Origin of the sequence: Citrobacter sp. L55, from assembly GCF_002850715.1 — a bacterium.
Taxonomy (GTDB): Bacteria; Pseudomonadota; Gammaproteobacteria; order Enterobacterales; family Enterobacteriaceae; genus Citrobacter; species Citrobacter braakii.
This window is the reverse complement of record NZ_KZ559405.1, coordinates 200,521-225,276: the sequence shown is the minus strand read 5'-3', so window position 1 is coordinate 225,276 and position 24,756 is coordinate 200,521. Positions and strand designations below refer to the sequence as shown.

General features: G+C 51.9%; 26 protein-coding genes, 1 other RNA gene and 3 pseudogenes. 12 read left to right on the top strand and 18 right to left on the bottom strand.

The genetic code is table 11. The features are described from left to right. The first annotated feature begins 176 nt into the window (after nt 1-176). The 4 genes from tomB to B9P82_RS16190 all read left to right on the top strand — a co-directional run bounded on the left by tomB (nt 177) and on the right by B9P82_RS16190 (nt 2,116). Nucleotides 177-551 (top strand): Hha toxicity modulator TomB, encoded by a 375-nt coding sequence (gene tomB, locus B9P82_RS16205; protein WP_003021733.1) that lies wholly within the window; start codon nt 177-179, stop codon nt 549-551. A 27-nt stretch (nt 552-578) separates the two neighbouring features. Further along, complete coding sequence (locus B9P82_RS16200) at nt 579-797, top strand: HHA domain-containing protein (RefSeq protein ID WP_002892050.1); 219 nt, start codon at nt 579-581, stop codon at nt 795-797. Between the two features lie 180 nt (nt 798-977). Beyond that, entirely contained in the window at nt 978-1,529 is a 552-nt protein-coding gene (gene maa / locus B9P82_RS16195) for a maltose O-acetyltransferase (RefSeq protein WP_101700622.1), read from the top strand. Nucleotides 1,530-1,645: 116 nt separating this feature from the next. Further along, entirely contained in the window at nt 1,646-2,116 is a 471-nt protein-coding gene (locus tag B9P82_RS16190; RefSeq protein WP_047416865.1) for a YlaC family protein, read from the top strand. A 78-nt stretch (nt 2,117-2,194) separates the two neighbouring features. Here B9P82_RS16190 and ykgO read toward each other — a convergent pair whose 3' ends face one another. Both ykgO and B9P82_RS16180 read right to left on the bottom strand, forming a co-directional pair. Further along, nucleotides 2,195-2,335, bottom strand: coding sequence for a type B 50S ribosomal protein L36 (gene ykgO, locus B9P82_RS16185; protein ID WP_005125190.1), 141 nt, complete (start codon nt 2,333-2,335; stop codon nt 2,195-2,197). 1 nt (nt 2,336) lies between these two features. Next, nucleotides 2,337-2,597 carry a type B 50S ribosomal protein L31 gene (locus B9P82_RS16180; RefSeq protein WP_016152070.1) on the bottom strand — a complete coding sequence of 87 codons (261 nt, stop codon included), beginning with the start codon at nt 2,595-2,597 and terminating at the stop codon, nt 2,337-2,339. A gap of 188 nt (nt 2,598-2,785) precedes the next feature. On the opposite strand from B9P82_RS16180, the gene B9P82_RS16175 reads away from it, so the two are divergent. Further along, complete coding sequence (locus B9P82_RS16175; protein WP_047416867.1) at nt 2,786-4,339, top strand: EAL domain-containing protein; 1,554 nt, start codon at nt 2,786-2,788, stop codon at nt 4,337-4,339. 51 nt (nt 4,340-4,390) lie between these two features. Here B9P82_RS16175 and B9P82_RS16170 read toward each other — a convergent pair whose 3' ends face one another. Continuing rightward, nucleotides 4,391-4,744: a DUF1428 domain-containing protein gene (locus B9P82_RS16170; protein WP_003831033.1), complete on the bottom strand. Its 354-nt coding sequence runs from the start codon at nt 4,742-4,744 to the stop codon at nt 4,391-4,393. Between the two features lie 64 nt (nt 4,745-4,808). Then, nucleotides 4,809-5,438 carry a membrane protein YczE gene (locus B9P82_RS16165; RefSeq protein ID WP_016155872.1) on the bottom strand — a complete coding sequence of 210 codons (630 nt, stop codon included), beginning with the start codon at nt 5,436-5,438 and terminating at the stop codon, nt 4,809-4,811. 87 nt (nt 5,439-5,525) lie between these two features. Between B9P82_RS16165 and B9P82_RS16160 the strand changes: the two genes are divergently transcribed. Next, nucleotides 5,526-6,953, top strand: a complete 1,428-nt coding sequence (locus tag B9P82_RS16160; protein WP_101700621.1) for a MocR-like transcription factor YczR — start codon at nt 5,526-5,528, stop codon at nt 6,951-6,953. A gap of 59 nt (nt 6,954-7,012) precedes the next feature. Here B9P82_RS16160 and B9P82_RS16155 read toward each other — a convergent pair whose 3' ends face one another. The 4 genes from B9P82_RS16155 to B9P82_RS16140 form a co-directional block, all read right to left on the bottom strand. Next, entirely contained in the window at nt 7,013-7,231 is a 219-nt protein-coding gene (locus B9P82_RS16155) for a hypothetical protein (protein ID WP_016152066.1), read from the bottom strand. Next, nucleotides 7,228-7,479 (bottom strand): hypothetical protein, encoded by a 252-nt coding sequence (locus tag B9P82_RS16150; protein ID WP_016152065.1) that lies wholly within the window; start codon nt 7,477-7,479, stop codon nt 7,228-7,230. Before B9P82_RS16150 ends, B9P82_RS16155 begins: the two co-directional genes overlap by 4 nt. A gap of 437 nt (nt 7,480-7,916) precedes the next feature. Next, the gene (locus B9P82_RS16145; protein WP_101700620.1) at nt 7,917-8,384 is read right to left on the bottom strand and encodes a DUF6392 family protein; all 468 of its coding nucleotides are present in this window, start codon (nt 8,382-8,384) and stop codon (nt 7,917-7,919) included. Further along, complete coding sequence (locus B9P82_RS16140; protein ID WP_246842136.1) at nt 8,384-10,102, bottom strand: S-type pyocin domain-containing protein; 1,719 nt, start codon at nt 10,100-10,102, stop codon at nt 8,384-8,386. The genes B9P82_RS16145 and B9P82_RS16140 overlap by 1 nt, the downstream gene beginning before the upstream one ends. A 242-nt stretch (nt 10,103-10,344) precedes the next feature. On the opposite strand from B9P82_RS16140, the pseudogene B9P82_RS16135 reads away from it, so the two are divergent. Further along, nucleotides 10,345-10,461 (top strand): annotated as a pseudogene (locus tag B9P82_RS16135) (transposase); the annotation flags it as partial. A gap of 222 nt (nt 10,462-10,683) precedes the next feature. Here B9P82_RS16135 and B9P82_RS16130 read toward each other — a convergent pair. The 3 genes and pseudogenes from B9P82_RS16130 to ffs form a co-directional block, all read right to left on the bottom strand. Continuing rightward, a pseudogene (locus tag B9P82_RS16130) lies at nt 10,684-11,088 on the bottom strand (transposase); the annotation flags it as partial. After that, nucleotides 11,054-11,629: a hypothetical protein gene (locus B9P82_RS16125; protein ID WP_230852520.1), complete on the bottom strand. Its 576-nt coding sequence runs from the start codon at nt 11,627-11,629 to the stop codon at nt 11,054-11,056. The gene B9P82_RS16125 and the pseudogene B9P82_RS16130, both read right to left, overlap by 35 nt. A 109-nt stretch (nt 11,630-11,738) precedes the next feature. Then, an RNA gene (gene ffs / locus B9P82_RS16120) (signal recognition particle sRNA small type) lies at nt 11,739-11,835 on the bottom strand. An 84-nt stretch (nt 11,836-11,919) separates the two neighbouring features. On the opposite strand from ffs, the pseudogene B9P82_RS16115 reads away from it, so the two are divergent. Then, nucleotides 11,920-12,309: pseudogene (locus B9P82_RS16115) on the top strand (MGMT family protein). 31 nt (nt 12,310-12,340) lie between these two features. Here the strand turns inward: B9P82_RS16115 and B9P82_RS16110 are convergent. Beyond that, nucleotides 12,341-12,910 carry a YbaY family lipoprotein gene (locus B9P82_RS16110; RefSeq protein WP_101700618.1) on the bottom strand — a complete coding sequence of 190 codons (570 nt, stop codon included), beginning with the start codon at nt 12,908-12,910 and terminating at the stop codon, nt 12,341-12,343. 212 nt (nt 12,911-13,122) lie between these two features. Between B9P82_RS16110 and tesB the strand changes: the two genes are divergently transcribed. Continuing rightward, nucleotides 13,123-13,983, top strand: a complete 861-nt coding sequence (tesB, locus tag B9P82_RS16105; RefSeq protein ID WP_016152062.1) for an acyl-CoA thioesterase II — start codon at nt 13,123-13,125, stop codon at nt 13,981-13,983. A 49-nt stretch (nt 13,984-14,032) separates the two neighbouring features. On the opposite strand, the gene amtB is transcribed toward tesB, so the two are convergent. From amtB to decR, 5 genes are all read right to left on the bottom strand, one after another. Further along, nucleotides 14,033-15,319: an ammonium transporter AmtB gene (gene amtB / locus B9P82_RS16100; RefSeq protein WP_008783954.1), complete on the bottom strand. Its 1,287-nt coding sequence runs from the start codon at nt 15,317-15,319 to the stop codon at nt 14,033-14,035. A gap of 31 nt (nt 15,320-15,350) precedes the next feature. Next, the gene (glnK, locus tag B9P82_RS16095) at nt 15,351-15,689 is read right to left on the bottom strand and encodes a P-II family nitrogen regulator (protein WP_003021657.1); all 339 of its coding nucleotides are present in this window, start codon (nt 15,687-15,689) and stop codon (nt 15,351-15,353) included. A gap of 256 nt (nt 15,690-15,945) precedes the next feature. After that, nucleotides 15,946-17,724, bottom strand: coding sequence for a SmdB family multidrug efflux ABC transporter permease/ATP-binding protein (locus B9P82_RS16085; RefSeq protein WP_016152061.1), 1,779 nt, complete (start codon nt 17,722-17,724; stop codon nt 15,946-15,948). Continuing rightward, nucleotides 17,717-19,489 (bottom strand): SmdA family multidrug ABC transporter permease/ATP-binding protein, encoded by a 1,773-nt coding sequence (locus tag B9P82_RS16080; RefSeq protein WP_053388982.1) that lies wholly within the window; start codon nt 19,487-19,489, stop codon nt 17,717-17,719. Before B9P82_RS16080 ends, B9P82_RS16085 begins: the two co-directional genes overlap by 8 nt. Nucleotides 19,490-19,533: 44 nt before the next feature. After that, nucleotides 19,534-19,992, bottom strand: a complete 459-nt coding sequence (gene decR, locus B9P82_RS16075) for a DNA-binding transcriptional regulator DecR (protein ID WP_016152059.1) — start codon at nt 19,990-19,992, stop codon at nt 19,534-19,536. A gap of 116 nt (nt 19,993-20,108) precedes the next feature. On the opposite strand from decR, the gene B9P82_RS16070 reads away from it, so the two are divergent. After that, nucleotides 20,109-21,164, top strand: a complete 1,056-nt coding sequence (locus B9P82_RS16070) for a PLP-dependent cysteine synthase family protein (RefSeq protein ID WP_094168793.1) — start codon at nt 20,109-20,111, stop codon at nt 21,162-21,164. Between the two features lie 50 nt (nt 21,165-21,214). On the opposite strand, the gene cof is transcribed toward B9P82_RS16070, so the two are convergent. After that, a complete protein-coding gene (cof, locus tag B9P82_RS16065) occupies nt 21,215-22,033 on the bottom strand; it encodes an HMP-PP phosphatase (protein ID WP_094760925.1) in 819 nt (272 codons plus the stop codon). Between the two features lie 217 nt (nt 22,034-22,250). Between cof and B9P82_RS16060 the strand changes: the two genes are divergently transcribed. Together B9P82_RS16060 and queC are read left to right on the top strand one after the other, a co-directional pair. Beyond that, nucleotides 22,251-23,951: an SgrR family transcriptional regulator gene (locus B9P82_RS16060; protein WP_047416878.1), complete on the top strand. Its 1,701-nt coding sequence runs from the start codon at nt 22,251-22,253 to the stop codon at nt 23,949-23,951. A 64-nt stretch (nt 23,952-24,015) separates the two neighbouring features. After that, on the top strand, nt 24,016-24,711 hold the full coding sequence (queC, locus tag B9P82_RS16055; RefSeq protein WP_046276088.1) for a 7-cyano-7-deazaguanine synthase QueC: 696 nt from the start codon (nt 24,016-24,018) through the stop codon (nt 24,709-24,711). Nucleotides 24,712-24,756 lie beyond the last annotated feature (45 nt).

Sequence of the window (24,756 nt, the reverse complement as noted above, 5' to 3'; positions counted from 1 at the left end):
AAATGACCTGACATCATAAGTTTGCATAATTGTAATTTTTCGTGATATGACGATGAAATCTTTTTTAGACTAGATTATAGTTAAATCATCAGGAGTCGCGGGCAAGTTCCAGGTAGTCTGTTGTATCCATCCCGAAGGTGTTCGGTTAGTTTAAGCCACGAAGAAGGGGATGCGTTATGGATGAATACTCACCCAAAAGACATGATATCGCGCAGCTTAAATTTCTCTGCGAAACCCTGTATCATGACTGTCTTGCAAACCTTGAACAAAGTAACCATGGCTGGGTTAATGACCCTACCTCTGCCACCAGCTTGCAGCTCAATGAACTGATAGAGCATATTGCAACCTTCGCACTTAATTATAAAATTAAGTACAATGAGGACAATAAGCTGATCGCGCAGATAGATGAATACCTGGATGACACTTTTATGTTGTTCAGCAGTTATGGTATTAATACGCAGGATCTGCAGAAATGGCGGAAGTCAGGTAATCGACTGTTTCGCTGTTTTGTCAATGCCACCAGGGCTAATCCTGTTAGTTTGTCTTGTTAAAAATTATTACAATCATAGGTAAGATTTATGTCCGATAAACCATTAACTAAAACTGATTATTTGATGCGCCTGCGACGTTGTCAGACAATTGACACACTTGAGCGCGTTATTGAAAAAAATAAATATGAATTGTCCGACAACGAACTGGCTGTATTTTACTCAGCAGCAGATCACCGCCTTGCTGAATTGACCATGAATAAGCTCTACGACAAGATTCCAACTTCTGTTTGGAAATTCATTCGCTAATTGCTCACGGGTTAAGTCAGGTATAGCGGTACATTTGTCTGGCTGACCATTTTCGTATTTACAATGGTTATTTAAATCAAATCACGTGACTACGATCACAGCGAAGAAGTGGGAACGTTCCCCTTGTTTGCATTGCGTTTTACTGTGTTGAAATGACCTCCAGTACACAGGAAATTCGTAATGAGTAATGAAAAGCAAAAAATGATCGCCGGTGAACTTTATCGCCCGGCGGATGAAACATTGCGCCACGACCGACTACGCGCTCGTCAGTTGACCCATCGCTACAATCTCACCGCTCCCGATGAAAAAAATGCGCGACAAGCTATCCTGCATGAGCTGTTGGGCCAGAGCGAAGGGGCTTACATTGAACCCTCTTTTCGTTGTGATTACGGCTATAACATTTATCTCGGTAAAGAATTTTACGCCAACTTCGACTGCGTTATGCTCGACGTCTGCCCGATCCATATTGGCGACAACTGCATGTTAGCCCCAGGAGTCCATATTTATACCGCCACCCACCCGCTGGATGCCACCGAGCGAAACAGTGGCCTGGAGCTCGGCAAACCCGTGACTATTGGCAACAACGTCTGGATAGGTGGACGCGCAGTGATAAACCCTGGCGTAACGTTGGGTGATAACGTGGTTGTGGCCTCGGGCGCGGTGGTCACGAAAAGCGTTCCGGCAAACTGCGTGGTTGGGGGCAATCCCGCCAGGATTATCAAAATGCTGTGATCTTAAATGTAACTGTTATGCTAAATTGTGGTTAATCTGTTACTTTCTTCAAAAGGTATCCCCTTTTAAAATAGGGCGATCGCATCTGAATATCGCAGACACCACAAAGGCAAGAGATGACAGAAATACAGCGCCTGCTTACCGAAACCATCGACGACTTAAATATTCGCGAAAAGCGCGACAACAAACCGCGCTTTAGCATCAGCTTTATTCGCAAACATCCCGGCTTGTTCATCGGCATGTATGTTGCGTGGTTTGCCACGCTGGCGGTGATGCTGCAGTCAGAAACGTTAGTCGATTCAGTATGGCTGCTGGTGGTTCTGTTCGTCATACTCAACGCGTTTTTCTTTTTCGACGTTGCGCCGCGATACCGCTTTGAAGATATCGACGTACTGGATTTCAGAGTTTGCTATAACGGGGAATGGTATAACACGCGCTTTGTCCCCCCTTCACTCATCGATACCATCCTGCACTCACCTTCCGTCGATAGCGAACATAAAGCGCAGCTGCAAAAGATGATATCGCGTAAGGGTGAACTCTCGTTTTACGATGTCTTTACGCTAACCCGTCCCCAGGCCAGCCAGTAACGACATCTCAACACAGATAAAAAAAGTGCGTCCCGGTGAAGGAAACGCACTTTAATCCCTGAAATGTTGGTAAAGAAACTAACGTCTTTTTTTACGCCCCTGAACAGCTTTAAAGCGCGGATTCGTTTTGCAGATTACGTACAAACGCCCTTTGCGTTTCACTATCTGGCAGTCAGGATGACGCTGTTTTGCACTACGAAGTGAATTGAGTACCTGCATCTTAACCTCGCTTAGTGCCAATAAAATGACCAAAACGTTTCTGGAAACGTGCTGCACTGCCTTCATTATCAAAGGTTTTTTGTTTCCCGGTATAGTACGGATGCGATTTGGAAGAGATATCCAGGGTCACGTACGGATACATTTTCCCCTCAAACTCAATCTCACGTTCCGTTTTAATGGTCGAGCCGACCTTAAAAAATTCATTGGCGCTGGTATCGTGAAACACCACAGTACGGTAAAAAGGATGAATATCCGGCTTCATGGCAACCTCAATTTGTTACGTTATAACATAACCACAAAAATACACCACTCTTGTATAAATCACAACCCGGTTTACGCGATTAAGAGTTAAACGGGATGATAAGTGGCCGTAAATATATGATGCCAATCGAATAGCTTTTTCGGCTTTCGGATATACTTTCCCTAAGCTGTGTTAATAAGGATATCACTGTGATAACACGACATCTGATAAGCCTGGTGACTGGGGTGCTGTTTCTTTCCATCCTCGCGCCCGTAGGTTTAAGCCTGTGGCTGGCGCATCGTCAGGTCGAAACGAAATTTATCGATGAACTCGATATGTTCTCAACCCGAGTCGCATTACGTACGGAACGCGTAGGTGAACAGGCCAAAAAAGCGTTGCGCCATATTGAAGCTTTTCAGGGTGAACCTTGTAGTGAAGAGCATCTGCTTGAAATGCGTCGTTTGTCATATAGCTATCGCTATATTCAGGAAGTGCTGTACCTCAAAGATAACGTTCCACAATGCTCATCCCTGGAAAAAAGAAGCCGGGCAGCCGCGTTTCCTCCAGCAATGAAAATCACGCCCGATGGCTACCACGCATGGTTGACCATGCAAAACGATTTGGGCATCAAGCGTTTTATGGCGGCATTAGGTAGCAAGCATTACGTCGTGATGATCGATCCCGGTTCTTTTATTGATGTCATCCCGTTTGGCTCATGGCCGATTGAAGTCGCTATCATTGGTACCGCGCGTAACACGGTGGTAGCCAGTAGCACCGATCTGCCACCGGATGTTTTACAACATGTGCAACTAGAGCATTCGATTACCCATCTGCAGAAAGACGGCAGTATTTATAACGCCCGCCCCTTCCCCGAACTGGGCATTACGGTTGTAACCTGGGCATCCACTGTACCTTTGCAAAAGAGCTGGCACCGACAAGCGCTAATCTGGCTGCCGGCAGGGATCCTTCTCGGCTTACTCACCGCAGCCTTTATTCTGCGTATTTTGCGCCGTTTGCAGTCCCCTCATCACCAGTTGCAGGACGCTATCCAGCATCGGGATATCAAGGTCTACTACCAACCGATTATCTCGCTCAAAACGGGGAAAGTGGTCGGGGCAGAGGCGCTGGCTCGCTGGCCACAGGCCGACGGGAGCTATCTGTCGCCTGAGATTTTCGTCGCACTAGCGCAAGAGACCGGGCTTTCAGAGCCGCTCACCCGTTTGATTATTGAAAGCGTATTTGACGATTTAGGAAAATGGCTGCGTCAATATCCCCACCAGCATATATCCATTAACCTTGAGTCAGCCGATCTGACCTCCGAAACACTTCCTGCTCTGTTAAGCCAGAAGGTGAACCACTGGCAACTTAAGCCTGCACAAATCGCGCTGGAGCTGACCGAACGCGAATTTGCCGACCCAAAAAACAGCGCGCCGTTTATTGCTAAATACCGACAGGCAGGCCATTCGATCTATATTGATGACTTTGGTACCGGCTATTCAAGTCTTAGCTATTTGCAGGATCTGGATGTGGATATCTTGAAGATCGACAAATCGTTCGTCGATGCGCTGGAGTACAACAACGTCACGCCGCATATCATCGAGATCGCGAAAACGCTGAAGCTGGAGATGGTGGCAGAAGGTATTGAAACCGAGAATCAGGAAGCCTGGCTACGCCAGCACGGCGTGCAGTACGGTCAGGGCTGGCTCTACAGTAAAGCGCTGCCGAAAGCGGAATTTATTCTGTGGGCAGAAAAACGGCTTTAGCATGGCTGTTGATGTTGAGATGGCTGGCGGCACGCCGCACAGCCAGTCACATCACTCTTCCATAATGGGCGCAAATCCACCGTAGATCATTCGCTTGCCATCAAATGGCATAGATTCACCGAATTCCTTCATACGGGGATCGGACATCATCTTCTGATTCGCCGCATCGCGGACCTCTTTGGAAGGGTATTCAATCCAGCTGAATACCACTTCTTCATGATCCTGCGCTTTCACAGCCATGCGAAAATCGGTCAGTTTGCCGTCGGGGACATCATCTGCCCAGCACTCCACCACGCGCAATGCACCGAACTCCTTGAAAAGCGGAGCTGCTTTTGCCGCCATCGCAATGTACGCCTCCTTGTTTTCAGCGGGTACGGCAACCACAAAGCCATCAACATACTTCATGAGAAAAACCTCCGAAGTGTACTGCGCGGCAAGCCGATTCCGGCCGCGTCAGTCGAGGTTAAGTTTAGTCGCCAGCAGGAGATCGTGCCCCAGGCGCATTCCTGATACGAATACGCGCCTGCGGCTGATGGCAAAACCATGGCAGGCAAATTTGAATCAGCGGCCCAATAGCCAGTGCATACAGCACCGTTCCAAACCCAACGGTTCCCCCCAGCAGCCAACCAATAAGCAACACGGACACTTCGATTGCGGTTCGAATTCGTCGTACTGGCCAGCCGGTACGCGCGTGAATTCCAGTCATCAGACCGTCACGCGGGCCCGCGCCAAAACCGGCACCAATGTACAGAGCGGTTGCTAACGCATTCAGTATCACCGCTGACACCAGCAGCCCGCTGCGCGCCAGCAGGGATTCAAATCCCGGAATCACCAGCAGCGCGACATCTGCCGCCAGCCCAATCATAATCACGTTGCTTAACGTGCCAAACCCTGGGCGCTGGCGTAGCGGTATCCACGCCAGAAGCACCAACACACCCACGGCAATAATCACCACGCCGATATTCATCGACAGTAAATTTGCCACCCCCAGGTGAAACACGTTCCACGGATCGGCCCCTAAATCGGCACGGACAAACATCGCCGTCGACACACCGTACAGCGTCAGCCCGATAAACAGCTGAAGTAAACGACGCAGCATGTTCTTCCCCTCTTACTCTCAGATAACTTTCATCTTCACCGCAATTGGCACTATGATTAATGTCCAGTTTTCAAAAAGTGGACTGCTATGTCATCTCGCCGTTACGGAAGCCAGTCTTTGCAACGCCTGCTCGGACACTGGCAGGAAAGTCCCTCGCGAACGCCCATCTGGCGACAGCTGGCAGAAGCGTTACGTTTGCTGATCCTCGATGGACGACTGGCGCTGAATAGCCGCTTGCCCGGTGAACGCGAGCTCGCTGCCGTTCTGCAAGTCAGCCGAACCACCGTCGCCAGCGCCATGGCGCAACTGCGTGAGGAGGGATATCTGGAAAGCCGACATGGTAGCGGTTCACGGGTGATCCTGCCGGAGCACATTCGCCATGTGCCAACGCGGACCAGCACTGGAACAGCGCTTGATTTGTCCACGGCAGCGCTGAGTGCCGGTCCTGAAATTCATCAGGCTTACCAGCAGGCACTGTTCGCAATGCCGCAGCATCTGCTGAGCTCCGGGTATCTACCGCAGGGACTGTCGGTTTTGCGTGAATCCATCGCCCGGCATTATTGCGAACGCGGACTCCCGACGCAGCCCGACGAAATAATGGTCGTGAACGGCGCGGTCAGCGGTCTGGCGTTGATCCTGCGTTTACTCACCGGCCCCGGCGATCGCGTAGTGGTAGATCACCCCACTTATCCGTTGGCCATTGCAGCAATACAAGGGGCGTCATGTCGCCCCGTCGGCGTGTCGCTGCCCGAGCACGGTTGGGATACGGCGGGTCTGGTCGCCACCATCGCGCAAACTGCACCGAGAATGGCCTATCTGATGCCGGATTTTCACAACCCGACCGGGCGCTGTATGGACACCGCTACTCGCCAGGTCGTGGCGGATATTGCTGAAAGAACCCGCACGACGTTGGTGGTCGATGAGACCATGGTGAACCTGTGGTATGACGCCCCACCGCCACCGCCGCTTGCCGCATTCAATCGCGATGCCCCGATCATCCTGCTCGGTTCAGCAGGGAAAAGCTTTTGGGGCGGATTACGTCTGGGCTGGATTCGGGCGTCGGCGCGTACCATTGCCGCGCTGGTCCAAACCCGCGACACCTTCGATTTGGGCTCCCCGGTGCTTGAACAACTCGCCACCAGTTGGCTGCTGGATAACGCTGAGGACTTTCTTCCTGACAGAAGACGCCGGCTCACATCACAGCGAGACCTGTGCTCGCGCCTGATGAACTCACATTTTCCGGAATGGCAATTTACCCAGCCACAAGGAGGACTCTCTTTCTGGGTTGAACTGCCTGATACGCTGGCGACGCTCTTTGCCACGCGCGCCGAAAGTGCAGGCATTCAGTTGGGAACCGGTACGCGGTTCGGCCTTGATGGCGCATTCGACCGCTTTTTGCGTATGCCCTTCACGTTGCCGGATGACACAGCATGTGCCGCCTTCAGAGTGTTGCAACCTATTTGGGATAGCCTGCGTTTGCAGGCCAGCGGCGGGAAAATGCGTAAAATAATCTAAACGACGAGTTAAAGGACCCGCTCTTGAATGCCGTGATGGACGAGGAGGTCCTGGCAATACTACCGCTGAGGAGGAACCGGAAAACCCTTCAGGGAAATCACGAAATTCTCACCGTCTTTCTTAATTTTTGCCCCGGCATCACACCAGTCGGAGGCAATACGGAAGAACTCATCGCTGCCGACATTCCAGCTCAGACGAACGTGTTTCACATAACCGGAGCGCAGCATTTCACAGGCTTCGCCATAATTACAGGCGGTTGAGAGCGATTGTTGTTTCATTTTTTCTTCTTCAGTAATCTTCGCAATGCTTTGATTTCTTTAGGAGTCAGTGCGTCAACTACGGATTCTTCCGTATGCTGGCTATCGATATCCTCAGCGGAGACTCCCACCTCTTCAATGGCGGAAAACGCGATTAGTAGCAGTTTTTCCGTGGCGATACTCAAATTTTCATTATGCACTTCAGCATAATGGCGAAGCTTTTCTTTTAGCGCCTCATCAACTTTGACATTCAATACAGCGGTCGACATCGTAGAAAATCCTTGTGGTCAGCCACAACACACCGGATGTAAGACCATGTCATTACAGCGCAATGGCGGCGGCAAAAGCTCAAATAACATCCCCAAAACACAGTGACAGTATTTGATGACAATAAAATGACGATACGATGACAAAGAAAAGAAGATAAACAGAAGAGAAATTGCCGGACGGCAGAATTGGGTGGGGGCCCTGCCATCAGCCATTAGCACCAAATTGTGTTGTTTAATCAATTGGTTATCATGTTAGCACTACAACAGCACGGTACCACTCTCGATAGTACCGTTCAGCACAAAATCTTGCAAGGTAACGTGTCATAAGGGTTGGGTACTGGACCTGTACTTATCGAAATTTATAGTGTCAGAATGGACTGACCCCGCCCCGGTAGACGATCCTGCCCTATAGTTGGACTGAGGCCTCTTGAGGTTGTTCACCAACGCAGTTCTGATGTAGGCAAGAAAGTAACTGCAACAACCATATCTGCCATGTCATAGCGGATTTGCATTGTGATTGGGATGTGGAAATCTTCAACAGTAAATCTCTCAATCCTGCCGATTTCCTGCTTCATGATTACCCTCGGCGGAATACTATTTTCTGGCTCACCAAAGTTTTCATGCACCCACTGGCAAGACATGCTTTTCTTAAGCGGCGTTGGTAACTCATTAGGGAATGTCCAGTCTCCCAAAGTATCATGTTGTATACTTAATGTAATTTCTTTCAGTACTCGGCCTTCGCGTTGGAAAGCTAAAAAAACACCTTCTTTCGCCATATCAAGGCTAACCGTTGGTGAACCTGATGCACCTTTGGGGTCACTTTTATAGGTTATCAACCCAGAATCAACCAAATCTTTATAAGATTTACCTAAACTACGGATCAATGCTTCAACATTTACTGTCATTAGTACAATCCTTGCTCTGTATTTAGCTTGTGCATCTTAGCTCTGGCGGATTCAAGTTGTTCTTCGGTGGCCCCATACTCTTTAAGAGCAGGTTTTATTGCATTAAAATTCCGATCCAGGGCACTCCTCAAATTCTTCGCATCCCCTGTAATTTGGTCTGGTTTATTACGTCCACCGTAAGTTTGACTGATTTTCTGGTGAACTTCTTTCGGCACAACAATCGCAGCTACCCGATCTGCCATTTTTATGATCAGTTTTTGATCAAGCCCAGGATAATCATCCATTAAGAATTGTTCAACTGCGGCTCTTGAAGGCATATGATCTGCTTCATATTTTCCCTGCCGCGAGCGTCCCATGAGCTCTATGTACAAAGCAACTTCCAGCAGTTCTACCGGAGGTTTGCTGAGATAGATGTAGATCGGCGGGTGTATGTTCCCCGGAAACACCAGAATGTAATCCCGAAAATCCTTCTCTTCCGGTACTGGCGTAGTGGTAATAGTCACGCTCTGAATGTCAGGATGTTCAAGCCCTGGAATCGTTACAGTACCCGCCTGTGGGCTGTTATTGCCTGTATTCCAGCTATCTTGCGATCCCGGCGTACTGGCTGGTGTCCACGTAATCAGCTGTTTATCGCTTCGCTCGTCGCCCCAAAATTCATAGCTACCATCCCTTTGCTTTTCCAGCATACGAACACGAACCTGATCACGCCCGCTTTCAGTACTGGTATGATATCCAACGGCTTTTAACCGCCCGGTTTCATCGTCAGTTATCCAGTTATAGCGTACTCTGGTTGGCACGGTTCCCCTGCTGTGAGCGACTTCCAGTAACTTTTCAGGCGTAAGCAGATCGCTCTTGTCACCCTTGAGTTTTGACTGGACAATCGCCCCCATAACAACAAACGGCAAATTCATTGCAAGCGAACCGCTCCAGACTTCAGGGCCGGAAAGATGTTTCATCGTATGCGTAAGGGCTTTGGCTGCGTCCTGATTCGCTTTTGCTGTTGCCCCTCCCGCCGCTGCTGCCATTCCTGCTTCTGCTGAACCGCCCATTACAACCGGAGGCGGGGGAAGTGGCATTGCTTCCGCTTCACCAAAGAAGAAGCCTGTTACTTTATCAAACAGTGATTTTTTCTTCGGTGGCTCTGGCGGCTGTGGTGAAGTTTTTTTCTTCTTCGCAGCTTGTGCATGCTGTTCTGGTTCAGGGGCTGGCTGCGATGGGCCGGACTGATAAAAACTCATTTCGCCTATGTTGGCCTGTGGCTCATCTGTTGTTCCAGCATCAGTATTACCAGCCCCACGCAGGCAGGATTTGGCAAAAACCCGTTTTTGATTTTGTTTTTCTGTCAGGCGTTTTTCTTTAGTAGCCAGCTCGTTACCTTTTATGGCAGGAACTGCCGCCGGCAGTAACCGCTCCTTCTTTGCCCGTTCTTCTGGAGTATCGTCCTTGATATAGCAGTCATGAATAGACTGTATAAACCGGGCATAGCATGGACAGGAGCTTACGCTGTCCAGCGTTCCCGCCAATCTTCGTCCCTCGTCCCAGGTGTCAGATGTGCCACCCAAAATTTTATACGTTCCCGAATGCTTACCGCACGATACTGCATCACCTTCACGTGCTCCCGCCACTCCATACCAGCTTAGCGTTTCATCCCCGGTCAGTATCTTCCCCCCGCAGGTCGTGGCATCCCCTACCCGCAGATAAAATCCCATCGCACCCATTTACGAGTTCTCCAGTCCTTGTAGAGACCTGTACAAAATAACAGCATTTCATTATAACACTCTGTACTTACGCTATTTTTTGAACAACTATTGTCACATGAATAGAAAGGTTATGTATAGTCTTCATACAGTACAATGGCTATTCCAGCGGCTTCAAAAAAGGTGTAAGTATCCCGCATAATCGTGCCATTCACATTTAGAGATCCTCCGGCATACTCAATCTGCCAACTAAGTAGATCACTATGCGTAAAGCCCGTTTTACTGAGCATCAGATCATTACCGTAATTAAATCGGTTGAAGCCGGACGAACCGTTAAAGATGTCTTCCGGGAGACCGGTATTTCTGAAGCCACCGACTACATCTATGGACTACCTTCGTTTTGCAAGTACAGAATCTGGTTTTGGGTTGTTGTTTACATCTGTCCGGCATCAGGAAAACTAACCTGTGCCCAAATGGGTAATCCGCACACAATCGCCTCAACAACTGGACGGCCTCTGAGGCCAATATAATAGTCAGGTTCCGATTCTGCAGGTGCAACCTGTTATCATTTTTCAGTACACTGCAACTCGTCTGGCTGGGTACTAACTTCCAACTGCCTGATATTCGGTATCGTTTCTCAGCATCGACCAGATTATTCTCGCGTTCTTGTTAGCGACCGCCACGGTCGTTTTATTAAACCCGCGCCGTTCCTTTAACTGGTTAACCCACTGATGCAGGCTGCCATCATTGTTATTCGTGGCAACTCTGACGACAGCGCGGGCACCATGAATAAAAAAGTGTCCGCAATTGCTTGTCGCCTTTTTCGTCATATTCATCAGTACCTGCTTGTCGCCACTCGAGTGCTGTCGTGGAACCAGACCAGGCCATGCGGCAAAGCGACAACCATTTTTAAATTCAGTTCCTTTGCCAATCGCGGCAACAACAGCCGTGGCTGTTTTAGGACCAATACCTTTAACTTTGGCAATCCGCTGGCAGGCTTCTGATCTGAGTAGAGGTATATGCCTCTCGCTTTTGGGATACTGGCTCGCGATCCTTTTGGAGCAATCCCTCAAAGGGATTTTGAAAATTATAGTCAGTACGGTGTTTCAGCCATCGGAAAAACCCACTGATTTTCTTAACATATTTGTTCTTTGTAGGAACCGCGACATCCAGTCCGCTAATGAATTCAGCAGCCCTACTACGCTTAAACACCTGATCAGTGAAGCTAAAGTACTTACCAATACAGCGTTTGATAGAAGAAACTTCCCTTTCACAAACTTCACGGCTTTTAAACTCAACGTACTGCTCCGCATGTAGTTTTAGCTCGCTAAGCGACAAGTCTGATTGAGGGGATTGGATCAAATCGATTGTAGTTGTGGAAGTTTCAGTAATCGGCCAAGGGCGATCTGAAAAGCGTAAAGATCCCTTTGTCGCTTCAGTCTTTGAACGAGTACCTAACGAACGACGAAACTCACGGCGTTTACCACAAGGTAAAACGTTTACTTTCCGGTAATACCAGATCCCATGACGGGAGAGCATAAGAGACATCTTGTAGCCTGCTGGTGATACACAGTTTTTGTACCACTAAGGCTATGGAGGCGAGATTTCAGTACGTTAGCGTATAGCTATCAAGTACTTACCCTGAAATGGGTGGGGGCCCTGCCAGCTACATCCCGGCACACACGTCATCTGCCTTGGCTGCTTCCTTCCGGACCTGACCTGGTAAACAGAGTAGTGTTGCGGGAGAACCAACAGAGCCCCCATTGAGAGCGTTGTTAACCAACGCGCAGGCGCATTATCACTGCTGCACCCTGTAATTGCAACCCATCCAGCATCGGATGCTGTTTTCTTGTGCAATGCGGCTTCACTCCTTCGCCATTCGGCATTATGCTGGAGGATTAGCGCAGGAATAAATGATGGATATACAAGACACTTTCCCCCAACGCGTCTGGCAAATCGTCGCTTCAATCCCCGAAGGTTTCGTCACCACGTATGGCGATGTTGCCCGGCTTGCGGGATCGCCGCGCGCTGCGCGTCAGGTAGGCGGCGTGCTTAAGCGTCTCCCCGAAGGTAGTACCCTGCCCTGGCATCGGGTGGTCAATCGCCACGGGGCCATTTCGCTGACGGGTCCCGACCTGCAACGACAACGTCAGGCGTTGCTGGCAGAAGGAATAGTGGTTTCAGGAAACGGACAGATCGATTTACAGCGCTATCGCTGGGTGTACTAACCCTCTCCAGGCGGAGAGGGTTACAACGACCTTAGTACTGCGTGGGAGCCGGAACCGCAGATGATGGATTCACCTGGGTTGGTGAAGTAGACGGAACCGTGGTAGTAGCCCCACCGCTCACCTGAACCGGTACTGCTGTTTGCTGTACCGGGACCAGCGTCAGGTCGGCTTTAGTCCCACCCTGATTGATGACCGTCTGAACGGTATCAGTAATAAAGACCAGTTTATCATTTACCGTAATAGCCGCACTCAACAGAATACGGGCGTTAGGTTGAATATCTGCCGGGTTGAACGGTAATACAAAGCTGAATGGCGCTTGTTTACCTTCAGTACGAACCGCTTTTTGCGACAGCACTTTTGACGGCGCATCGGCCAGTGAAGCATCTGACAGCGTAACGGTTAGCACCGCATCGGGTGGCAAGGCCACTTTCTGACGGATCCATACTGTCCCGGAGACATTTGGCTGCTGAATTTTAGACTGTGTGTCAGAAATTGACGTATTAGGGCTTGGCGCAGGTGTCTGAATATCAGCGCTTTTATCGGCACAGGCCGCCAGAGCGACTGCAACCGCTAAACCACTTACCATGTGCACGAGTTTCATTAAATTCTCCTTATCATCTATGCACCAGCGAGAACTTTCCTCGCCAGAAGAGTGGTTAACAAAAACATAACGTGACTAAGTGTGGCACAAGACAGCTATTTTTGCCTGTAATAGGCCAGTAATTCAGACAATTGCACCCATCGGACCACTTTTAAAATTGCGTTATACTCTGCCTACCTCGCTGCGACATCGATATCACCTGGAGAGCACGTATGAGTCTGGCACTGAAAAATTTGCTGACATTGTTAAATCTGGAAAAAATTGAAGAAGGACTCTTTCGGGGCCAAAGTGAAGACTTAGGGTTACGTCAGGTTTTTGGGGGACAGGTTGTCGGTCAGGCGCTATATGCCGCAAAAGAAACCGTACCGGAAGAGCGTCTGGTACACTCTTTTCACAGCTACTTTTTACGCCCCGGCGATAGCCAAAAGCCCATCATCTATGATGTGGAAGTCCTGCGTGATGGTAACAGCTTCAGCGCGCGCCGCGTTGCCGCGATCCAGAATGGTAAACCCATTTTTTACATGACTGCCTCTTTTCAGGCACCGGAAGACGGATTTGAACATCAGAAAACCATGCCGGATGCGCCGGGTCCCGATGAGCTGAAATCAGAAACGGAAATTGCCCGCTCAGTGGCGCATTTGCTGCCGCCGCTGTTGAAAGAAAAATTTATCAACGATCGTCCGTTGGAAGTACGCCCTGTAGAGTTTCATAACCCCCTAAAAGGTCACGTCGCACCTCCGACGCGCCAGGTATGGATCCGAGCTAACGGCGTGCTGCAGGACGATCTGCGCGTCCATCAGTATCTGCTGGGTTATGCCTCAGACCTGAACTTCCTGCCTGTTGCGCTGCAACCGTACGGGATTGGCTTCCTGGAAAAAGGGATTCAGATCGCCACCATTGACCATTCCATGTGGTTCCACCGTCCGTTTAATATCAATGAATGGCTGCTGTATAACGTCGAGAGTACTTCGGCATCCGGTGCCCGGGGCTTTGTACGCGGAGAGTTTTATACCCAGGATGGCGTGCTGGTCGCTTCTACCGTACAGGAAGGGGTAATGCGTAATCGCAATTGAGAATTACCGGATGGTGGCGCAAAAGCGTTGCCATCCGGCAAATTGAGAATCAGGCGTTGTAAGCGTTCTCGCCGTGACTGTTTACATCCAGACCTTCGCGCTCCTGCTCTTCCGGTACGCGCAAACCAACCGTCATATCCGCCAGCTTATAGCCAATGAAAGCCACCACGCCAGACCAGACGATGGTGATCGCCACGCTTTCCAGTTGCACCAGCAGCTGATGCCCCATGGTCACGCCCTCGGCAAAGCCCACGCCTCCCAAAGAGCTGGCAGCGAAAACTCCGGTCAGGATACAGCCGACAATGCCGCACACGCCGTGAACGCCAAACACGTCACACGGATCGTCCACACGCAGAAAACGCTTCAGCATGGTCACGCCCCACAGGCCTGCCAGACCCGCAACGACACCGATAATCAGCGCGCCGCCGACACCGATATAGCCACATGCAGGTGTTACGCCCACCAGACCCGCAATGGCGCCAGAGCAGGCGCCCAGCAGAGACGGTTTACCACGCAGCGCCCATTCACCGAAGATCCATCCGAGGATGGCTGCAGCGGTGGCGACCACGGTATTGACGAAGGCCAGTGCGGCGATTTCATTTGCCGTACCCGCTGAACCAGCGTTAAAGCCAAACCAACCAATGTAGAGAATAGCGGTACCGGTGAAGACCATCGGCAGGTTATGCGGTTTAAAAGCTTCTTTGCCAAAACCGACACGTTTGCCAATCAGATACGCGCCTACCAGACCGGCAATCGCCGCGTTGATGTGCACAACCGTTCCGCCGGCAAAATCCAGCGCGCCGTGGGAAGCCAGCAAGCCGCCGCCCCAGACCATATGGGCAATGGGAATGTACGACAGCGTTAACCATACCACCACAAAAATCAGCACCGCGGAGAAGCGAATACGTTCAGCCAGCGCACCGACGATTAGCCCAACGGTGATGCAGGCGAACGAGCCCTGAAAAGCAACGTGAATGTACTGGTAGAAGCTCCCCGTTACCGCCGTCAGCGCAATATTCTTCAGCAATACCCAGTTGAAGTTGCCGAAGAAATTATTTCCTTCGCCAAAGGCCAGTGAGTAGCCATAAACCACCCATAAAATACAAACCAGAGCGAATGTCACCGTGACCTGAGTCAGCATCGACAGCACGTTCTTACCGCGAATCAAACCGCCGTAGAACAGCGCAATGCCAGGGATGGTCATAAACAACACCAGCGCGGTACAGATCATCATAAAAGCGTTATCCGCTTTATCCGCAACCGCCGGTGCCGCCATCGCCAGTCCCGGCAGCAGCGCCAGTGAAGCAATACCTGTTTTCATCGTTGCTATCTTCATTTTTTGGTTTCCTATCACTGTGTGCCAGACGTTACAGTGCGGCTTCGTCGGCTTCGCCGGTACGAATACGAATCACACGTTGCAGCTCGGCGACGAAGATTTTGCCGTCGCCAATTTTTCCGGTGTATGCCGCCTTACTGATGACATCAATCACGCCATCCAGTTGGTCGTCGGCAATCGCCACATCAATCTTCACCTTGGGCAGAAAATTGACGCTATATTCAGCCCCACGGTACAGCTCAGCATGACCTTTCTGTCGGCCAAACCCCTTCACTTCGGTGACGGTCAGCCCCTGAATACCAATAGACGACAATGCTTCACGGACGTCTTCCAGTTTGAACGGTTTGATTACCACGGTAACCAGCTTCATAGATCCCCTCCAGTCAGAATTCAGTAGTGGCTGCAGATACACGAGAGGAATATTGCAAGGGATGTGCCAGAAATGAAAAAGGCGGGATGATTCAGGTTCTCAGGGTACTTCCGGGAGAGGAAAAGAAAAAACGCACTATAACGGTGCATAGTGCGTTACATTTTTGCACCAGATTGTTGATTGCCGGATGGCAGCGTAAACGCCTTAACCGGCCTACGAGACCGTGCTGGCCCCAGACCGGATAAGCGCCGCGCCATCAGGCGATAACAGAATCGTCTTGCGTACTGGCGGCTAACTCTTCACCCGCCAGCTGCAGCTGATACATCTGCCAGTAACGGCCTTGCGCCGCCAGTAATTGCTGGTGCGTACCACGCTCAACCGCCTGACCGCGATGCAGCACCAGAATGGTGTCCGCATCGACAATCGTCGATAACCGATGCGCAATCACCACCAGCGTGGTGTGTTCACGTACCGCCGCCAGAGCTTGCTGAATGGCCTGTTCAGTACCGGAGTCAATACTGGCCGTGGCTTCGTCGAGGATCAACACCTGTGGCGTTTCAACCAACACCCGCGCCAACGCCAGCAGCTGTTTTTGACCAACAGAGAGATTATTGCCCTGCTCGCCCAGCCGGGTATGAATCCCCTCGCTCAGACCTCGCGCCAGTTCTGCCAGTTGCACGGTCTCCAGCGCCTGCCATACCCGCTCTTCTGAGATATCGCGGCCCAGCGTGACGTTCGCCAGGAAGGTATCTGCCATCACCACCGGATCCTGCTGCACCATGGCGATGCCCTGACGTAACGCACCGTGGCTCAGTGAAGACAGCGGCCGTCCATCAAGGCGGATTTCCCCCTGCGTCAGCGGGTAGTAACCCATCAACAGGCTGGCGAGCGTGCTTTTACCACTGCCGGTGTGTCCGACCAAAGCCACAAAGCTGCGCGAAGGCACGGACAGACTGATATTTTGCAGCACCAGATTGTCATCGCGATAGGCAAATGAAACGTTATCCACCTCAATGTCCCCGCTCTTTAGCGGTCGCTCATCTTCACCATAGCGCTGACGTGGCCCATCCATCAGTTCGAACACTCGCTCACCGGCGACAACCGCCTGCTGCAGCATTGATTGCTGAGTGGTCAACTCGATCAGCGGTTCGTTCAAACGGCCGAGGTAGCTGATAAACGCGTACAGCACGCCAACCTCGATCGAGCTGCCAGAGGTAAAACTGAACAGCATCAGCAATCCGCAGAGGATCAGCGCCGAGAAAAGGCTAAGCAGCGGGCGCAACAAAAAACCATCCAGTCGCAGGGTCTGCATACGCGCCATATAGTGCGAGCGGCTTGCTTCGCCCATTCTCTCGCCAAATCGCGCCTGCTGGCGGAACTGCTGGATAACACTCATGCCGTTGATGACTTCGTTAAAGCCATCGTTAATATCCGCCAGATAAGCGCGAACCCGGCGCACAATCGGGGTGCTGTAGCGTTGATAAATCACCATCACCACCAGCACGGCCGGGAAAATGGCCATCGCCACTAGCGCCATACGCCACTCAAGGCTGAACATCGCTACCAGCATGGCGCCAATTAATGCCGCGCTGCGCAGGACCGTTGCTACCACCGTCACGTACAGGTCGCGAATAACTTCGGTGTCGTTGGTCACGCGGGAGATTAGCTGCCCGACGGGTTGAGTATCAAAGGCGCTGAGCGGCTGGCGCAGCGCAGCGTCCATTACGTCGGTGCGCAACTGTTGTACTACGCCAACTGCCGCCTGGTTAAACAGCAATGACTGCGCGTAATGCAGGCCAGCCGCCAGCAGTTGCAGACCGATATATGCCGCAACCAGCCCGGCGACCATCGCCAGCGGCAGATTATTCTTCGCCACCATGTTATCGATAAAATAGCTAATCAGCAGCGGACCGCTGACTTCCGCCGCAGCCGCCACCCACAGCATGACTACCGCAATAGCCAGCTGTTTTCGCCATGGAGAGCCATACGCCAGCAATCTTTTCAGGGTCGGCCATAATTGCCCAAAACTACGCATTAGCCGCCTCCTCGTTTATCTCTGGTGCATCAGTCAGCGCCGCTTCCAGTTGCTGATAGCGGTACATATCACGATACCAGCCAGGCTGCTGCACTAACGCATCATGCTCACCGCGCTGGGCAATATGCCCATGCTGCATCACGATAATCTCGCTGGCTTCCGTCAGGGCTGATAAACGGTGGGCGCTAATAATGACGGTTCTGCCTTCGCCCCACTGGCGCAGGTTATGCAGGATCTGATGCTCGGTACGACCATCTACCGCCGACAGCGCATCATCCAGAATCAGGATTTCAGCGTTCAGGAGTAGCGCTCGAGCGATAGAAATACGCTGTTTTTGCCCACCAGACAGCATCACCCCACGTTCGCCCACTTCGGTGTCGTAGCCCTGCGGAAGACGTAAAATATCCTCATGAACGCTGGCAAGGCGTGCCACATACTCGATATCTTCCTGCGTGGCCTGAGGGCGTCCTAACGCGATGTTATTGCCAACGGTATCCGAAAACAGGAATGGCGTCTGGCTGACAACTGCCAGCCGGCTGCGCCAGCTATCCAGTTGTAATCGCGTTAAGGGGATATCATGAAAGCGCACATCGCCGTGGGTGATATCAAAATGACGCTGAATCAGCGACAGCACCGTACTTTTCCCCGCGCCGGTAGGCCCACAAATGCCCAACATCTGCCCAGGTTTAAGCTGGAAGTTCACATTTTCCAGCGCCGGATGTGCCGTTTGCGGGTAGCAAAATTCACGAATCGCCACCGCCAGCTCCCCACGCCCTTCCGGTACCGGTTCAGTGCCGTCATCCACCACCGGCGCTTCAGACAGCATGGCGCGAATACGGCTATACGCCGCGCTGCCACGTTCGACGATGTTAAACATCCATGCCAGCGCCAGCATCGGCCAAATCATCAAACCGAGATACATCATAAAGCTGGTGAGCTGGCCGAGCGTCAGCGAGCCGTGCACCACCATCCAGCTTCCCCCAGCAATCGCCAGTAGGTTAGCCATGCCAATGGCGATATAAATCGTGGGATCAAAGCGGGCGTCAATGCGCGCCACGCGCAGGTTTTTCTTACCGGTATCTTCGGCATCGGCGGCAAATAATGCCGATTGCCGATCCTCCAGACCGAAGGCCTTGATCATGCGAATACTGGTCAGGCTTTCCTGAGTACGGTCGTTGAGACTGGAAAACGCCGCCTGCGCCAGCTTAAAGCGGTTATGCAGTCGATCGCCGTAACGTTTGATCATCAACGCCATCACCGGCATCGGCAGCAGCGCAATTAACGTCAACTGCCAGCTTATCTGCGTTGACATCACGATCAGCACCGCACATCCCATTACCAGCGAATCTACCAGCGTCAGCACGCCTTCTCCGGCGGCAAATACGACGCGATCGACATCGTTGGTCGCACGCGCCATCAGATCGCCCGTGCGGTGACGCAGATAAAATTCTGGATGCTGGCGACTCAACTGACGGTAATAATCTTCCCGCAGCTCAACCGCTAGTTGGTAGGATGCGCCAAACAGCAGCACGCGCCAGACATAGCGCAGCAAATAAACCACCACTGCAATCAGGGCAATTGTTCCCACCCACATCAGCAGTCGCTCGGTGGTGAAGCGTTGAGTCGTCACGCCATCCACAATGATCCCGACCACTTTCGGCGGAATAAGCTGAAGGATAGCGATGATGATAAGCAGGGCCACCGCCCCGAGGTAGCGACGCCACTCCCGGCGGAAGTACCAGCTTAATTGAGCAAATAATCGCACGCGTTATATCCTGACAAGATTTCCGGCAATAAGCGCCGGGAGAGTTATTCAATAGGGAGCGCAGTTGTGTATTTAATCTGTTCCATCGCAAAGCTGGAGGTGACGTCAGACAGGCCCGGTACGCTGTTCACCAGGCGCTTATAAAATTCATCGTAGCTTTTCATATCGGCGACCTGCACTCGCATCAGGTAATCATATTCCCCTGCCATACGCCAGAACCCCAGAACCTCCGGCATACCGGTGACTTCGGTGACAAAGCGGCAATACCATTCACTGCTGTGATGCTGAGTCTTAATCAGCACAAACGCGGTCAGCCCCAGACCCAGTTTTTCTGGATCCAACAGGGCGACTCTACCCAGCAGGATACCGTCATCCTCAAGCCGTTTGAGGCGTTTCCAGCAGGGGGTGGTAGTCAGATTAACGGCATCTGCTAACGCCTGCAAAGAAAGGGTGCAGTCCTGTTGCAGTAAGCTAAGCAGCTTACGGTCAATTTTGTCTAACATATCCACTCCACAGAGAAGAATTTTCTCCTTACATTCTATTTTAAAGGCTAAATGGCAACAATTTTTTCCGTGCTTTTCGCTATTCTTGGCACAAAATGACAAATGGATATCTATTAATGATGAATAGTTCCTGGGTTAAAAACGCCATCAATGAAATCAACGCGGATTATCAGCGTTCTGCGGATACGCATCTCATTCGTCTGTCGCTACCGGCGTTCCCGGGCATTCAGATCTATTTAAAAGATGAGAGCACGCATCCCACCGGGAGCCTGAAGCATCGTCTGGCGCGTTCACTGTTTCTGTACGGATTGTGCAATGGCTGGATTAAAGAAGGCACCACCATCATTGAATCATCGTCCGGTTCAACGGCGGTCTCCGAGGCTTATTTCGCTCGACTGTTAGGACTGCCGTTTATTGCCGTCATGCCTTCCTGTACGGCGAAGCGTAAAATTGAACAGATTGAGTTTTACGGTGGTCGCTGTCATTTCGTGGAAAGCGCCTGCGAAATCTATGCGGCCTCTGAGCAGCTGGCGCGTGAGCTGAACGGTCATTACATGGACCAGTTCACTTATGCTGAGCGCGCTACCGACTGGCGTGGCAATAACAATATTGCTGACAGCATCTTCCGTCAGATGCAGTGCGAGCCCAACCCTGTCCCCCGCCATATTGTAATGAGCGCCGGAACCGGCGGCACCTCTGCAACCATTGGCCGCTATATTCGCTGTCAGGGCTACGATACTCGCCTGATGGTGGTGGATCCGGAAAACTCAGTCTTTCTGCCCTTCTGGCAGGATCGCGATGCAACGTTACGCAGCCCGGTAGGAAGCAAAATCGAAGGCATCGGCCGCCCACGTGTCGAACCCTCCTTCATTCCTGACGTAGTCGATGAAATGCTGCGCGTGCCGGATGCCGCAAGCGTGGCCACCGCACACTGGCTGGAAACGCAGTTGGGCCGCAAAGTCGGCGCTTCAACCGGCACCAACATGTGGGGAACGCTGCAACTTGCCGCCCGTATGCGCGATGCCGGAGAAAGCGGTTCACTGGTCACGCTGCTGTGCGACAGCGGCGAACGCTATCTTGAAACCTACTACAACCCGCAGTGGATCGACACGCACATCGGTGATTTAACGCCGTGGAAAGCGGAACTCACCCGGCTTCTGAACACCCATTAATGGGATAAAAAAAAGCCAGACGCGAAGTCTGGCTTGCTGGAAGGGATCTCTCATTCGGGGGAATAAGGTAGATGCGGATTGTCCAGCCAATGCGTCAAAAAGTGTGACACCGCCTGATTGCGGCAATGCCCAATCACCGACAAATGCGGCAGTTCAGCAATCAGTTGTGGCATCGCGTTACCCATAATCAGGCCGCGCCCAACGCTACCTAACATTTCGCGATCGTTCATGGCATCGCCAAACGCCATACATTCGGCCATTGAATAACCTAAGTGGTCGCTTAGTACCGCCAGCGCCGATCCTTTGTTACAGCCCACCGGCAGCACCTCAAGGCAATCAACCGCGGAAAAACAGAGATTTGCCTGCTCACCCAGCGCCTCATTCAGTTGAATGCGTAATTGGATCAGGGAGTCATGATCCCCACAGAAACAGACTTTCGTTACCTGATGAGCCGGGATACGTTTCACATCGACGATCTGGTAGCGAAATCCGCTATACACATGTGCCTGTAGCAGCGATGGGATCTCTTGTCCGGTGAACCAACCGTTGTCATTAAAGACATGCATGCTGGCTGTAGTATCCCACTTCTGATGTAACACGATATCCGCCACAATCGGATCCAGATCCTGACGGTGCAATACATCGCCCTCAACAGAGTGAATGCGCGTGCCGTTACCCGTGATCAAAAAGGCGTCCAGTGAGATAGAACCCAAAATATGGCGCATCTCCAGCACATGGCGGCCGGTGGCAAATGTCAGGGTGATCTCGCGTTCACGCAGGCGCGCCAGCGTTGAAAGCGTTTCGTCACCTAAATGGTGATTCGGCATCAAAAGGGTGCCATCCATATCAAATGCAGCCAGACGAGCCATTTCTTTCTCCACACTGTGACGCGGTTAACTTGTGATTCAGTATCACCTGAGATATACGGAAGTAATAGTGAATAGATAAAATGAATTGTTCCGGGTTTATTACACAAAATCATTCAAGTTGCATCCAGGCGGCAAGTGAGTGAACGTCCAGGAGCATGCAGTGACTGGGATGAATTAACGCCGCCAACAAAGAGGCAGCTTGAAGGATGACGTGTAAATGAGATTGTTGAATCGCCTGAATCAGTACCAACGCCTGTGGCAGCCGTCGGCGGGAGAACCGCAGTCGGTGACCGTCGGGGAGCTGGCAGAACGCTGTTTTTGCAGCGAGCGCCACGTGCGTACCCTGCTGAAGCAAGCGCAGGATGCTGGCTGGCTGGAGTGGCACGCCCAGTCGGGGCGTGGGAAACGCGGGCAGCTGCGCTTTTTGGTGACGCCAGATTCGCTACGCAGCATTATGATGGAACAAGCGCTGCAAAAGGGGGAGCAACTTAGCGTACTGGAGCTGGCTCAGTTGGCGCCGGGAGAATTAAGAACGCTGCTCCAGCCGTTTATGGGCGGGCAGTGGCAAAACGACACGCCAACCCTGCGCATCCCCTATTACCGCCAGCTCGACCCTTTGCACCCTGGATTTCTCCCTGGTCGCGCAGAACAACACCTCGCCGGACAAATATTCTCGGGCCTGACCCGGTTCGACAGTATTACGCAACGCCCCTGCGGAGATTTAGCCCACCACTGGAATATCTCCGCCGACGGCCAGCGCTGGGATTTCTATATTCGTTCCACCCTGTACTGGCATAACGGCGATGCGGTCAGCAGCACACAGCTACATCAACAGTTGCTGAAGCTGTTAGAGCTACCCGCGTTAAACAAGCTGTTTATCAGCGTAAAGCGCATTGAGGTAACGCATCCCCAGTGCCTAACCTTTATTTTGCATCGCCCCGACTTCTGGCTGGCGCATCGTCTGGCAAGCTACAGCAGTCACCTGGCACATCCCGAACTCCCGTTTGTTGGTACCGGTCCGTTCCGGTTGACGCTGTTTACCCCTGACCTGGTGCGCATCGAGAGTCACGATCACTACCACCTGAGTCATCCGCTACTAAAAGCCATTGAATACTGGATAACCCCGCAGCTTTTCTCCCAGGATTTGGGCACCAGCTGTCGCCATCCGGTTCAAATTGCAATTGGTAAACCCGAAGAGCTTCCCATGCTAAGCCAGGTAAGCAGCGGGATCAGCCTCGGTTTCTGCTATCTCACGCTCAGAAAAAGCGCGCGGCTGAATACGCAGCAGGCCCGTCGCCTGGTCAATATTATCCACCGCTCTTCCCTACTACAAACGCTTGACGTGGATGAAAACCTGATCACGCCAAGCAATGCGCTGCTGCCGGGATGGACGATCCCCCAATGGGATGAACTGGACGACGTGCCGCTACCGGAAAAACTTACGCTGGCCTATCACCTGCCGGTAGAATTGCACGCCATGGCTGAACAGCTTCGCCAGGCGCTGGCGCTACTCGGCTGTGAATTAACGCTTATTTTTCATAATGCTAAAAACTGGGATGGCGACCATCCTTTAGCCCAGGCCGACCTGATGATGGGAGACAGGCTGATTGGCGAAGCACCTGAATATACCCTCGAACAGTGGCTGCGCTGCGATCAGCTCTGGTCACATGTATTGAGCTCGCCGGCATATACTCATCTGCAAACCACCCTGGATGCCCTGCAAATCCAGGCCGATGAGGACGATCGTCATGCGGCTTTACAACACGTTTTCGCCTCGCTGATGCATGACGCGACCCTGACACCGCTGTTCAATTATCACTATCGTATTAGCGCTCCGCCGGGCGTGAACGGCGTACGCCTGAACCCTCGCGGCTGGTTTGAATTTACCGAAGCCTGGCTACCGCCCCCGTCGGCGTGAAGAAGCTGGTCGGCGACACGCCCAGGCGCTACCATAAGGGTTTCGTTATTTGTCAGGAAAAACCATGAAACGTGCCGTTGTTGTATTCAGTGGGGGTCAGGACTCCACAACCTGTCTGGCGCAAGCGCTGCATCAGTATGATGAAGTGCACTGCGTGACCTTTGATTATGGTCAGCGCCATCGCGCTGAGATTGATGTCGCACGTGACCTGGCCTTAAAACTTGGCGCGCGTGCGCACAAGGTACTTGATGTAACGCTGCTCAGCGAACTGGCCGTCAGCAGCCTGACCCGCGATAACATTCCGGTACCCGATTACGAACCGGATGCGAACGGCATTCCTAATACCTTTGTGCCAGGACGCAATATTCTGTTTTTAACGTTGGCGGCGATTTACGCGTATCAGGTGCAGGCGGAGGCGGTCATTACCGGCGTTTGTGAAACGGATTTCTCTGGATATCCGGACTGCCGCGATGAGTTCGTCAAAGCCCTAAACCATGCCGTAAGCCTGGGAATGGCGAAAGATATCCGCTTTGAAACCCCGCTGATGTGGATCGATAAAGCCGAAACCTGGGCACTGGCCGATTACTGGGGCAAGCTGGACCTGGTACGCGAAGAAACGCTGACCTGCTATAACGGCATCAAAGGTGACGGTTGCGGTCACTGCGCGGCCTGTAATCTGCGCGCCAACGGCCTGAACCATTATCAGGCAGATAAACCGGCAGTGATGGCGGCAATGAAGCAGAAAACAGGACTAAAGTGATCGTTTTGCCGGATGGCGGTGCACGCACCTTATCCGGCTTTCGAC